Genomic DNA, 12,898 nt, shown 5'->3' on the forward strand with positions numbered 1-12,898 from the left:
GCGCTAGCCGTCAAGCGGGGCATGCTTTATTATCACGCATCTTTTTCAGACCATCGAGAGGCGTGCGGCCCAAACCGCGGGCAGATGGCACGCAGGAAGCCCGGACTAATAAGATGGCATTGAAATCCCCCGCGTTTCGTAGAAAATTTCCGTTGCTGGTAACCGGCAGTCTGCTGGCCTTGCAACCCTTCGCCACCTCATTCGTGGTCGCCGCGGAACAGTATGACTGCTCAGTCTCTGCTTCGGGTGCCTGGGATTGCGCGCCGAAAACCGCCGCAGCCCCTCTACCACCGCGCCCGGTGCATGATGGCGCAGCCATCAGCTCCGCCAACAGCACGGCGCAGACCGATGCTGGCGGCAAAGCCGAGGCCGAGCCCAAGACCGCACTGGTCACCGAATCCAAAGGCCGTGGCCTGCGCTCGCGCAGCGCCGACTACAGCCACCTGGACTGGGTACCACGCGAGAAGCTGACCGCCGCGCAGTTGGCCGAAACCGGCCCGTACTGCGGGGGTGCGTACATCGAGCCGACTCGTCCTGGCATGAACGACAAGACGAACAAGAGCGATGCGCCCACCTTCATCGGCGCCAAGGCTTCGCGTTACGAGCAGGAACAACAAGTCGCTACCCTGGCCGGTGACGTCGTCATGCGCCAGGGCAGCATGCAGTTGGAATCTGAAGAAGCCAGCCTGTACCAGGCCGAGAACCGTGGCGAGCTGAACGGCAAAGTCCGTCTGCGCGACAACGGTGCACTGATCGTGGGCGACCATGCCGAAGTGCAACTCGATACCGGCGCGGCCCAGATCGACAACGCCGAATACGTGCTGCACAAGTCGCGCATCCGCGGTAACGCGCTGTACGCCAAGCGTGCTGAAAACGCGATCATCCGTCTCAAGGACGGTACGTACACCACCTGCGAGCCAGACAGCAACGCCTGGCAGCTCAGGGGCAACAACATCACGTTGAACCCGGCTACCGGTTTCGGTACGGCGACCAACGCGACGTTGCGGATCAAGAACATCCCGATCCTCTATACCCCTTACATCTATTTCCCGATCGACAACCGTCGTCAATCCGGCTTCCTGCCGCCGAGCTTCAGCACCGGCAGCGAAACCGGCTTCACCCTGGTTACGCCGTACTATTTCAACCTGGCGCCCAACTACGACGCCACGTTGTACCCGCAATACATGACCAAGCGCGGTTTGTTGATGGAAGGCGAATTCCGCTACCTCACCAAATCCAGCGAAGGCCAGTTCGGCGGCGCGTACCTGAACGACGACAACGACGAGCGCAGCAAGCAGACCGATTACGAAAAAACCCGTTACATGCTCAATTGGCAGCATCGCGGCGGGTTGGATTCGCGTCTGGCGACCCAGGTGGATTACACCCGGATCAGCGATCCTTACTACTTCCAGGATCTGAAGTCGTTCCAGGAAGGCGTTGAAAGCCGGGATGCCCTCAATCAACAGGGTTCCGTGACCTACCGGGGCGACTCTTACCAGGCGCGCCTGAACGTCCAGGCTTACCAGCTGGCGACGATCTCCCAGATCACGCCGTATGACCGGTTGCCGCAAATCACCTTCAATGGTGCGCTGCCGTACCATCCGGGCGGGCTGAACTTTACCTATGAGACCGAAGCTGTTCGCTTTGAACGCAGCCTTGAAAAAGGCACGTTCACCGATCAGGACGGACTTGTATCGCCTCGCCTGGACACCTACGTCACCGGCCTCACCCGCGCCAACGGCACACGTTTGAACGTTGCACCAGCCGTCGACTACCCGATGAACTGGACCTACGGGTTTATCACGCCGAAGCTCAAGTACGTTTACACCAAGTACGATCTTGACCTCGACAGCATCGGCAAGAACCAGATCATCGCCCAGCAAGCGGCGGCCACTGCGGCCAACCCGTACGCCGGTGGCGATTTCAAGAGCTCGCAAGACCGCGCTGTGCCAGTCGCCAGCGTCGACAGCGGCCTCTATTTCGACCGCAACACCAACTGGTTCGGCAAAGACTATCGCCAGACTCTCGAGCCGCGTGCGTTCTACCTGTATGTGCCAAACAAGGACCAGAGCGACATCCCGGTCTTTGATACCAGCGAATACTCGTTCAGCTACGCCTCGCTGTTCCGCGACAACCGCTTCAGCGGCTCTGACCGGATCGGCGACGAGAACAAACTGTCCCTGGGCTTGACCAGCCGCTGGATCGAAGAAAACGGCTTCGAGCGTCAGCGCGTATCCGTGGGCCAGGCGGTGTACTTCAAGGATCGTGAAGTGCAACTGCCAGGCATCCTCGCGGCTGACCGTGCCGATGCACAGTCCGATGTTTCGCCGGTAGCTCTGGACTACGAGTTCCGCTTCAACCGTGACTGGCGCGCCACTGCCGACTACAACTGGGACACCGAGGAACACAGCCCTCGTTCCGGCAGCGCGATGCTTCACTACCAGCCGGAAGACAACCCGAACAAGATCATCAACGTCGGCTATCGCTATCGTAACGACCAGGTCGTCTACAACCAGCTGACCGGCAAATGGCAGTTCGGTGGCGACTACGGTACGCCTGGTCAAGAGAACTACGTGAAGGATTACTACAAAATCCAACAACACGACTTCTCGATGATGTGGCCGATCATTCCACAATGGAACCTGATCACCCGCTGGCAGTATGACTACGCTCGCAACCGTACCCTGGAAGCCTTCGGTGGTTTCGAGTACGACAACTGCTGCTGGAAACTGCGCGTCATCAACCGTTACTGGGTTTCCAACGACGAATACAGCCAGATCGCCCCGCTTAACGAAAAGGGTGACCACGGGCTCTTCTTCCAGATCGTCCTCAAAGGACTCGGCGGCCTGACTGGCGCCAAGGTAGAGAGCTTCCTCGACAAAGGCATTGAAGGTTATCGTGAACGTGAAGATCAAGCTTTCTGATTGTCTGCGCCCGCTAGTGCTGGGCGCGCTGTTCCTGGGTACCGCATCGGCGCACGCTGCGGTTCAAGAACTGGATAAGGTCGTGGCCATCGTCGATAACGACGTGATCATGCAGAGCCAACTGGACCAGCGCGTCAAGGAAGTCCAGCAAACCATCGCCAAGCGTGGCGGTGGCGTGCCACCGACCAGCGTTCTGGACCAGCAGGTACTGGAGCGCTTGATCGTCGAGAACCTGCAACTGCAGATTGGCGATCGCTCCGGCATCCGTATTTCTGACGAGGAACTGAACCAGGCCGTGGGCACCATTGCCCAGCGCAACAACATGAGCATCGACCAGTTCCGCGCAGCCCTGGCCCACGACGGTTTGTCCTATGAGGACGCCCGTGACCAGATCCGCCGTGAAATGATCATCAGCCGTGTACGTCAGCGCCGTGTGGCCGAGCGGGTTCAGGTGTCCGAGCAGGAAGTGAAGAATTTCCTGGCGTCGGACCTGGGCAAGATGCAGCTTTCCGAAGAGCTGCACCTGGCCAACATCCTGATCCCGACACCGGACAGCGCCAACTCCGAGCAGCTCAATGCAGCCGCCGCCAAGACCCAGGCTATCTACGAGCGCCTGAAGGCAGGTGCCGACTTCGCGCAAATGGCGATCGCCCAGTCCGGCAGCGACAACGCACTGGAAGGCGGCGACATGGGCTGGCGTAAAGCGGCTCAATTGCCTCCGCCGTTCGACCGCGAGCTGAGCGCAATGGAAGTGGGTGGCATCACCCAACCTGCGCGTACACCGGGTGGTTTCATCATCCTGAAGCTCCTGGAAAAACGCGGCGGCGAAACGTCGCTCAAGGATGAGGTGCACGTTCGCCACATCCTGGTCAAACCAAGCGAAATCCGCACCGAAGCCCAGACCAAGGAACTGGCCCAGAAGATCTATGACCGCATCGAAAGCGGTGAAGACTTCGCCACCTTGGCCAAGAGCTTCTCGGAAGACCCGGGATCGGCCCTCAACGGCGGCGACCTGAACTGGATCGACCCGAAAGCCTTGGTGCCGGAGTTCCAGCAAGTCATGGCCGACACCCCGCAAGGCGTACTGTCCAAGCCATTCAAGACCCAATATGGCTGGCATGTGCTGGAAGTCCTTGGCCGTCGCGCCACCGACAACACCAATCAAGCCCGCGAGCAACAAGCACTGAACGTACTGCGTAACCGCAAATACGACGAAGAGCTGCAAACCTGGCTGCGTCAGATCCGCGACGAAGCCTACGTTGAGAACAAGCTGCCAGGCGCCCAGACAGGCACCGACCAGGCAGTTCAGTGAAACCCCAGCGTTTCGCGGTGACACCCGGCGAGCCGGCCGGCATTGGTCCTGACCTGTGCCTGCTGCTCGCCTCGCAACCCCAGCCACACCCCCTGATTGCCATTACCAGCCGCGACCTGCTCCTTGAGCGGGCCGCGCAGCTGGGTGTGGCTGTCAACTTGCTGGAGGTGGAGCCAGGCAACTGGCCCGACCTGCCCGCCCCCGCCGGCAGCCTGTACGTGTGGGACACCCCGCTGCAGGCCAAGGTGGTTGCCGGCCAACTGGACAAGGCCAACGCCGCGTTCGTGCTGGAAACCCTGACGCGCGCCGGGCAAGGCTGCATCGACGGTGACTTCGCCGGCATGATCACCGCGCCAGTACACAAAGGCGTGATCAACGAATCCGGCATCGCCTTTTCCGGCCACACCGAATTTCTCGCCGAGCTGACCCACACCGAACAAGTGGTGATGATGCTGGCGACGCGCGGTCTGCGGGTCGCGCTGGTGACCACGCACCTACCGCTGCGTGAGATTGCCGACGCCATCACCGTCGAGCGACTGGAGCGCGTGACGCGCATCCTGCATGCCGACCTGCAACAGAAGTTCGGCATCGCCCGACCGCGCATCCTGGTCTGTGGGCTCAACCCCCACGCCGGCGAAGGCGGCCACTTGGGCCATGAAGAAATCGACATCATCGAACCCACCCTGGAGCGTCTGCGCCAAGAAGGCATGGACCTGCGCGGCCCACTGCCTGCGGACACTCTGTTTACCCCCAAATATCTGGAGCACTGCGACGCAGTGCTGGCGATGTACCACGACCAGGGGCTGCCGGTGCTTAAATACAAAGGCTTCGGCGCCGCCGTCAACGTGACACTGGGCCTGCCGATCATCCGCACCTCCGTCGACCATGGCACCGCCCTGGACCTGGCGGGCAGCGGCAAGATCGATACCGGCAGCCTGCACGTGGCCCTGGAAACCGCCTATCAGATGGCCGAGACCCGTATATGACCGAGCATTACCAACACCGGGCGCGCAAGCGCTTCGGGCAAAACTTCCTGCATGACGCTGGCGTGATCGACCGCATCCTGCGCTCCATCCATGCCAAGCCTGAAGACCGCCTGCTGGAAATCGGCCCGGGCCAGGGCGCATTGACCCAAGGCCTGCTGGCCAGTGGCGGCCAACTGGACGTGGTTGAGTTGGACAAGGACCTGATCCCGATCCTCAACCAGCAGTTCGCCGGCAAGCCCAACTTCAACCTGCATCAGGGCGATGCACTGAGGTTCGACTTCAACACCCTCAACGCCGCGCCCAACAGCCTGCGCGTGGTGGGCAACCTGCCGTACAACATCTCCACGCCGCTGATTTTCCACCTGCTGAACAACGCCGGGATCATCCGCGACATGCACTTCATGCTGCAAAAAGAAGTGGTAGAACGTCTGGCCGCAGGTCCTGGGGGTGGTGATTGGGGCCGCCTGTCGATCATGGTTCAGTACCACTGCCGCGTCGAACACCTGTTCAACGTGGGCCCTGGCGCGTTCAATCCGCCGCCAAAGGTCGACTCGGCCATCGTACGCCTGGTGCCCCACGCCGTGTTGCCACACCCGGCCAAGGACCACAAACTGCTGGAGCGTGTCGTACGCGAAGCGTTCAACCAGCGTCGCAAGACCCTGCGCAACACGCTCAAGGCACTGTTGAGCAATGCCGAGATCGAAGCTGCCGGCGTCGATGGCGGCCTGCGTCCGGAGCAACTGGACCTGGCCGCATTCGTGCGCCTGGCCGACCAACTGGCCATTCAGCCTGCGCCAGCCGCGGACTGACAGCACCGAGCTAGGCTAGACACATGTCTGGCCTAGTGCCCTCCTCTTGGCCTAGACTGAACCGCATCTGCTGTCTTCCGCTTTTAAGGCCTCTTGCATGTCCGATCCTCGCTACCAGATCGACGTCAGCGTCGTCACCCGCTTCCTGGCGGACCAATCCCAACCTGAACAGAACCGCTTTGCCTTTGCCTACACCATCACGGTGAAAAACAACGGGCTGGTGCCGGCCAAGCTGCTGTCGCGCCACTGGGTGATCACCGACGGTGACGGTCAGGTCGAAGAAGTTCGCGGCGCCGGCGTGGTTGGCCAGCAACCGTTGATCGACAGCGGCGCCAGCCATACCTATAGCAGCGGCACGGTGATGACCTCCAAAGTCGGCACCATGCAGGGCTCGTATCAGATGAAAGCCACCGACGGCCAATTGTTCGACGCCATCATCGCGCCCTTCCGCCTCGCCGTGCCGGGAGCCCTGCACTGATGGCGACGTACGCGGTCGGTGATCTGCAAGGCTGCCTGGAACCCCTCAAGTGCCTGCTTGAGCGCGTGGCCTTCGACCCAGCCAACGATCGCCTGTGGCTGGTCGGTGATCTGGTCAACCGCGGCCCGCAATCCCTGGAGACGCTGCGCTATTTATATCGCCTGCGCGACTCCCTGGTGTGCGTATTGGGTAATCACGACCTGCATCTGCTGGCAGCCGGCAATAACATTGAGCGCCTGAAAAAGGGCGACACCCTGCGGGAAATCCTCGAAGCACCGGATCGCGCCGAACTGCTCGACTGGCTGCGCCGGCAAAAAATCATGCATTACGACGAAGGCCGCAACATGGCCCTGGTCCATGCTGGCATCCCGCCCCAGTGGACGCTGAAGAAAGCCCTCAAGTGCGCCGCCGAAGTCGAAAGCGCCCTGGCCGATGACACCCTCTATACCGCCTACCTTGACGGCATGTACGGCAACGAGCCAGTGAAGTGGGACAACGACCTCACCGGCGTCACGCGCCTGCGGGTCATCACCAACTACTTCACGCGCATGCGCTTCTGTACTGCCGAGGGCAAGCTCGACCTCAAGAGCAAGGAAGGCGCGGACACCGCGCTGCCGGGCTACAAGCCCTGGTTTGCTCACAAGGAGCGCAAGACCCGCGACACCCCGATCATTTTCGGCCACTGGGCGGCCCTTGAGGGCAAGTGCAATGAGCCCGGCGTATTCGCACTCGACACCGGCTGCGTGTGGGGCGGCGCCATGACCCTGATGAACATCGACACCGGCGAGCGTCATAGCTGCCAGTGCGAATCCCCTCTTCCCGTTACACTGCCGGCTACTGCCAAGCCATAGGAGCCCGCCATGAGCGAATTCAAACGTATCCCCCCCGAACAAGCCCAGGCGCTGCGCGAGCAAGGTGCTGTGGTGGTCGACATCCGTGACCAGCCAACGTATGCGGCTGGCCACATCACTGGCGCCCAGCACCTGGACAACGTCAACATCGCCGATTTCATCCGCGCCGCCGACCTCGATGCACCTGTGATCGTGGCCTGCTATCACGGCAATTCCAGCCAGAGTGCAGCGGCTTATCTGATCAGCCAGGGTTTCTCCGACGTCTATAGCCTGGATGGCGGCTTTGAACTGTGGCGTACGACTTATCCTGCGGAAATTTCTTCCGGCAATTCGCAATAATTTTTTTCACACCCCGCTACCCCGCGTGACGCTTGGGCTCGCGCCGTTTCTGACGAACGGCGCAGCCAAACTAATTGCGCATCGCGCCTTGACCTCTCCGATTCCGAACTATCCTTAAGCGCAGGCCATCCGAATCAGGGGAGAGCCGGTACACCGGCGTGCGGGTCATCGGTAGCGTTTCAGGGTGTTTGGGGGGAAAACAGCCATTGGCGTCTGCCAATGTCTGCCAGCATCGACTGATTGATCCGGCGTCGGCTCCACGTATCGAGCGAGGTGACGACGTCATGAGTATCTTTAGCCACTTCCAACAACGCTTCGCATCCACACAGCAGGAAGAACTCACGCTGCAAGAGTATCTCGAGCTGTGCAAACAGGATCGCAGCACCTACGCGTCTGCCGCCGAACGTCTGCTGCTGGCGATTGGCGAGCCGGAGCTGATAGACACCTCGAACAATTCGCGGCTGTCGCGAATATTCTCCAACAAGGTGATCCGTCGTTATCCGGCCTTTGAAGACTTCCACGGCATGGAAGAATGCATTGACCAGATCGTCTCCTACTTCCGCCATGCCGCCCAAGGTCTGGAAGAGAAGAAACAGATCCTCTACCTGCTCGGCCCCGTCGGTGGCGGTAAATCGTCGCTGGCCGAAAAGCTCAAACAACTGATCGAAAAAGTGCCCTTCTACGCCATCAAGGGCTCACCGGTCTTCGAGTCGCCCCTGGGCCTGTTCAACGCCACGGAAGATGGCGCGATCCTCGAAGAAGACTTCGGCATCCCGCGCCGCTACCTCAACACCATCATGTCGCCCTGGGCCACCAAGCGCCTGGCCGAGTTCGGCGGTGACATCAGCCAGTTCCGCGTGGTGAAGCTCTACCCGTCCATCCTCAACCAGATCGGCGTGGCCAAGACCGAACCAGGCGACGAGAACAACCAGGACATCTCGGCGCTGGTGGGCAAGGTCGATATTCGCAAGCTTGAAGAATTCCCACAGAACGACGCCGACGCCTACAGCTACTCGGGCGCGCTGTGCCGGGCCAACCAGGGCCTGATGGAGTTCGTGGAAATGTTCAAGGCACCGATCAAGGTGCTGCACCCACTGCTCACCGCGACCCAGGAAGGCAACTACAACAGTACCGAAGGCCTGGGCGCGATTCCGTTCACCGGGATCCTGCTGGCCCACTCCAACGAATCGGAGTGGCACACCTTCCGCAACAACAAGAACAACGAAGCCTTCATCGACCGGATCTACATCGTCAAGGTGCCGTACTGCCTGCGGGTCAGTGATGAGATCAAGATCTACGACAAGCTGCTGTTCAACAGCTCGCTGTCCAAGGCTCATTGCGCACCCGACACCCTGAAGATGCTCGCCCAGTTCACCGTGCTGTCGCGCCTCAAAGAGCCGGAAAACTCGAACATCTATTCGAAGATGCGCGTGTACGACGGCGAAAACCTCAAGGACACCGACCCCAAGGCCAAGTCAATCCAGGAGTACCGCGACACCGCTGGTGTGGACGAAGGCATGAACGGCCTCTCGACGCGCTTCGCGTTCAAGATCTTGTCCAAGGTCTTCAACTTCGACCCGCACGAAATTGCGGCCAACCCGGTGCACCTGCTCTACGTGCTGGAGCAACAGATCGAACAGGAGCAGTTCCAGGCGGAAACCCGCGAACGCTACCTGCGTTTCCTCAAGGAATACCTGGCGCCGCGCTACATCGAATTCATCGGCAAGGAAATCCAGACCGCGTACCTCGAGTCCTACAGCGAGTACGGCCAGAACATCTTCGACCGCTACGTGCTGTACGCCGACTTCTGGATCCAGGACCAGGAGTACCGCGACCCGGAAACCGGCGAGATCCTCAACCGCGTGGCCCTCAACGAGGAGCTGGAAAAAATCGAGAAACCGGCCGGCATCAGCAATCCGAAGGATTTCCGCAACGAAATCGTCAACTTCGTGCTGCGCGCCCGCGCCAACAACAACGGCAAGAACCCTACCTGGCTCAGCTACGAGAAGCTGCGGGTGGTCATCGAGAAGAAAATGTTCTCCAACACCGAGGACCTGCTGCCCGTCATCAGCTTCAACGCCAAGGCCAGCAAGGAGGATCAGCAAAAACACAACGACTTCGTCACACGAATGGTCGAGCGCGGCTACACCGACAAACAGGTACGGCTGCTCTCCGAGTGGTATCTGCGGGTTCGTAAATCGCAGTAAGGCAGCGACAGGCGTGAACTGCCGGGCCACTGGCCTGGCAGCTGACCGCTTGTCTCTAAGCTTCCAGCTCGCGGCTTGAAGCTTGTAACGTGAAGCTGCCCGGAGGGCTCCCCATGAGCTATGTGATCGACCGACGCCTCAATGGCAAGAACAAGAGCACGGTAAACCGTCAGCGTTTCCTGCGGCGTTACCGTGACCACATCAAAAAGGCCGTCGAAGAGGCCGTCAGCCGCCGTTCCATCACGGACATGGAACATGGCGAGCAAATCAGCATTCCCGGACGGGACATCGACGAGCCGGTGCTGCACCACGGCCGCGGCGGCAAACAGACTGTTGTGCACCCCGGCAACAAGGAATTCACGACCGGCGAACATATCCAACGCCCCCAAGGGGGTGGCGGCGGTAGAGGGCCGGGCAAGGCGGGCAATTCCGGCGAAGGCATGGATGAGTTCGTATTCCAGATCACCCAGGAAGAATTCCTCGAATTCATGTTCGAAGACCTGGAGCTGCCCAACCTGGTCAAGCGTAACCTGACCGGCACCGACACCTTCAAGACGGTGCGCGCCGGGATCAGCAACGAGGGCAACCCGTCCCGTATCAACATCATCCGCACCCTGCGCTCGGCCCATGCCCGACGTATTGCCCTGTCGGGCAGCAGTCGCGCCAAGTTGAGGGAAGCCAAGGAAGAGTTGGCGCGCCTGAAGCGTGAAGAGCCGGACAACTTCGGCGATATCCAGGAAATGGAGGCGGAAATCGAGAAACTCAGCGCGCGAATTCACCGCGTGCCTTTCCTCGATACCTTTGACTTGAAATACAACCTGCTGGTCAAACAACCCAACCCCAGCTCAAAGGCGGTGATGTTCTGCCTGATGGACGTGTCGGGCTCCATGACCCAAGCGACCAAGGACATTGCCAAGCGCTTCTTCATCCTCTTGTACCTGTTCCTGAAGCGAAACTACGACAAGATTGACGTCGTCTTCATCCGCCATCACACCAGCGCTCGCGAAGTCGACGAAGAGGAATTCTTCTACTCGCGGGAAACCGGCGGCACCATCGTTTCCAGCGCCTTGAAGCTGATGCAGGAGATCATGGCCGAGCGTTACCCGGCCAACGAATGGAACATCTACGCCGCCCAGGCCTCGGACGGCGACAACTGGAACGATGACTCGCCGATCTGCCGCGACATCCTCATCAACCAGATCATGCCTTTCGTGCAGTACTACACTTACGTTGAAATCACCCCCCGTGAGCACCAGGCCCTGTGGTTCGAATACGAGCGCATCGGCGAAGCCTTTGCCGACACGTTCGCACAGCAGCAACTGGTCTCGGCCGGCGATATTTACCCGGTCTTCCGTGAACTCTTCCAGCGCAGGTTAGTGACATGACCGCCAAAAAAGAGCAAAAACGCCAACCGATTTCCACGGGTTCCGAGTGGACCTTTGAACTGATCCAGGCCTATGACCGGGAAATCAGCCGCATTGCGGCGGGTTATGCCCTGGACACCTATCCTAACCAGATCGAAGTGATCACCGCCGAACAAATGATGGACGCCTACGCCTCGGTGGGCATGCCGCTGGGTTATCACCATTGGTCCTACGGCAAACACTTCCTTAGCACCGAAAAGTCCTACACCCGAGGTCAGATGGGCCTGGCCTACGAAATCGTGATCAACTCCGACCCGTGCATCGCCTACCTGATGGAAGAGAACACCATCTGCATGCAGGCGTTGGTGGTGGCGCATGCCTGCTATGGGCATAACAGTTTCTTCAAGGGCAACTACCTGTTCCGCACGTGGACCGACGCCAGTTCGATCATCGATTACCTGGTGTTCGCCAAGCAGTACATCATGCAATGCGAGGAGCGCCACGGCATCGATGCGGTGGAAGACCTGCTCGACTCCTGCCATGCGCTGATGAACTATGGCGTCGACCGCTACAAACGCCCGTATCCGATTTCCGCCGAGGAAGAACGCCTGCGCCAGAAGGAACGTGAGGAGCACCTGCAGAAACAGATCAACGACCTGTGGCGCACCATCCCCAAACGCGCCGGCAAGAACAGCGACAAGGACAATGCACGCTTCCCCGCCGAACCGCAGGAAAACATCCTCTATTTCCTGGAAAAACACGCGCCGCTGCTGGAACCCTGGCAACGGGAAATCGTGCGTATCGTGCGCAAGATCGCCCAGTACTTTTATCCACAGCGCCAGACCCAGGTCATGAACGAAGGCTGGGCCACGTTCTGGCACTACACCCTGATGAACGACCTGTACGACGAGGGCCTGGTCACCGACGGTTTCATGATGGAATTCCTCACCTCCCACACCAGCGTGGTGTTCCAGCCAGGCTTCGACAGCCCGTACTACAACGGCATCAACCCCTACGCGCTGGGCTTTGCCATGTACCGCGACATCCGGCGCATGTGTGAACACCCCACCGAGGAGGACCGCCGCTGGTTCCCGGAAATCGCCGGCAGCGATTGGCTGTCCACCATCAAGTTCGCCATGAGCAGCTTCAAGGATGAGAGTTTTATCCTGCAGTACCTGTCGCCGCAGGTCATTCGGGACCTGAAACTGTTCAGCATTCTCGATGACGATCTCAAGGATGACCTGGTGGTGCCGGCCATCCACGATGAGCCCGGCTACCGCACCATCCGCGAAACACTGGCAGCGCAATACAACCTGGGCAACCGCGAGCCCAACGTGCAGATCTACAGTATCGATGTGCGCGGCGACCGCTCCCTGACCTTGCGTCACCAGCAACACGACCGCAAACCCCTGGGTGAATCCACCGAGGAAGTGCTCAAGCACCTGCATCGGCTGTGGGGCTTCGATATTCACCTCGAAACCCTGCAGGGCGACCAGGTGATGAAAACCCACCACGTGCCACCGCGCACTGATCACAACGACAACGACTACGGCCGCCTGGACCTGGCCGTCGTGCATCTCTGAAACAGCAAAGCCTCCATTGGCCAGGCACAGGCGGTATCCTGTGCC

The 12,898-nt window shown here is 60.0% G+C and carries 10 protein-coding genes; all 10 read left to right on the forward strand.

Annotated features, from left to right (window positions below):
* The first annotated feature begins 113 nt into the window (after positions 1–113).
* A complete protein-coding gene (locus BMZ57_RS10160) occupies positions 114–2,924 on the forward strand; it encodes an LPS-assembly protein LptD (protein WP_069672895.1) in 2,811 nt (936 codons plus the stop codon).
* On the forward strand, positions 2,899–4,236 hold the full coding sequence (locus tag BMZ57_RS10165; RefSeq protein ID WP_069672896.1) for a peptidylprolyl isomerase: 1,338 nt from the start codon (positions 2,899–2,901) through the stop codon (positions 4,234–4,236). Before BMZ57_RS10160 ends, BMZ57_RS10165 begins: the two co-directional genes overlap by 26 nt.
* Positions 4,233–5,222 carry a 4-hydroxythreonine-4-phosphate dehydrogenase PdxA gene (gene pdxA, locus BMZ57_RS10170; protein ID WP_010206969.1) on the forward strand — a complete coding sequence of 330 codons (990 nt, stop codon included), beginning with the start codon at positions 4,233–4,235 and terminating at the stop codon, positions 5,220–5,222. The genes BMZ57_RS10165 and pdxA overlap by 4 nt, the downstream gene beginning before the upstream one ends.
* A complete protein-coding gene (gene rsmA / locus BMZ57_RS10175; RefSeq protein ID WP_069672897.1) occupies positions 5,219–6,031 on the forward strand; it encodes a 16S rRNA (adenine(1518)-N(6)/adenine(1519)-N(6))-dimethyltransferase RsmA in 813 nt (270 codons plus the stop codon). Before pdxA ends, rsmA begins: the two co-directional genes overlap by 4 nt.
* Positions 6,032–6,128: 97 nt before the next feature.
* Positions 6,129–6,509, forward strand: a complete 381-nt coding sequence (apaG, locus tag BMZ57_RS10180; RefSeq protein WP_010206973.1) for a Co2+/Mg2+ efflux facilitator ApaG/CorD — start codon at positions 6,129–6,131, stop codon at positions 6,507–6,509.
* Complete coding sequence (locus BMZ57_RS10185) at positions 6,509–7,360, forward strand: symmetrical bis(5'-nucleosyl)-tetraphosphatase (RefSeq protein WP_021491369.1); 852 nt, start codon at positions 6,509–6,511, stop codon at positions 7,358–7,360. Before apaG ends, BMZ57_RS10185 begins: the two co-directional genes overlap by 1 nt.
* Positions 7,361–7,369: 9 nt before the next feature.
* Complete coding sequence (glpE, locus tag BMZ57_RS10190; protein ID WP_010206975.1) at positions 7,370–7,699, forward strand: thiosulfate sulfurtransferase GlpE; 330 nt, start codon at positions 7,370–7,372, stop codon at positions 7,697–7,699.
* A 284-nt stretch (positions 7,700–7,983) separates the two neighbouring features.
* The gene (locus BMZ57_RS10195) at positions 7,984–9,906 is read left to right on the forward strand and encodes a PrkA family serine protein kinase (protein WP_010206976.1); all 1,923 of its coding nucleotides are present in this window, start codon (positions 7,984–7,986) and stop codon (positions 9,904–9,906) included.
* 113 nt (positions 9,907–10,019) lie between these two features.
* Entirely contained in the window at positions 10,020–11,291 is a 1,272-nt protein-coding gene (locus BMZ57_RS10200) for a YeaH/YhbH family protein (RefSeq protein ID WP_021491368.1), read from the forward strand.
* A complete protein-coding gene (locus BMZ57_RS10205; protein ID WP_010206982.1) occupies positions 11,288–12,853 on the forward strand; it encodes a SpoVR family protein in 1,566 nt (521 codons plus the stop codon). The genes BMZ57_RS10200 and BMZ57_RS10205 overlap by 4 nt, the downstream gene beginning before the upstream one ends.
* Positions 12,854–12,898 lie beyond the last annotated feature (45 nt).

The organism is Pseudomonas simiae (assembly GCF_900111895.1).
GTDB lineage: Bacteria > Pseudomonadota > Gammaproteobacteria > Pseudomonadales > Pseudomonadaceae > Aquipseudomonas > Aquipseudomonas simiae.

Coding starts and splice junctions, on each gene's coding strand:
- glpE (WP_010206975.1), top strand. CDS start 7,370: ATGAGCGAATTCAAACGTATCCCCCCCGAACAAGCCCAGGCGCTGCGC.
- BMZ57_RS10200 (WP_021491368.1), top strand. CDS start 10,020: ATGAGCTATGTGATCGACCGACGCCTCAATGGCAAGAACAAGAGCACG.
- BMZ57_RS10195 (WP_010206976.1), top strand. CDS start 7,984: ATGAGTATCTTTAGCCACTTCCAACAACGCTTCGCATCCACACAGCAG.
- apaG (WP_010206973.1), top strand. CDS start 6,129: ATGTCCGATCCTCGCTACCAGATCGACGTCAGCGTCGTCACCCGCTTC.
- rsmA (WP_069672897.1), top strand. CDS start 5,219: ATGACCGAGCATTACCAACACCGGGCGCGCAAGCGCTTCGGGCAAAAC.
- BMZ57_RS10205 (WP_010206982.1), top strand. CDS start 11,288: ATGACCGCCAAAAAAGAGCAAAAACGCCAACCGATTTCCACGGGTTCC.
- BMZ57_RS10185 (WP_021491369.1), top strand. CDS start 6,509: ATGGCGACGTACGCGGTCGGTGATCTGCAAGGCTGCCTGGAACCCCTC.
- BMZ57_RS10160 (WP_069672895.1), top strand. CDS start 114: ATGGCATTGAAATCCCCCGCGTTTCGTAGAAAATTTCCGTTGCTGGTA.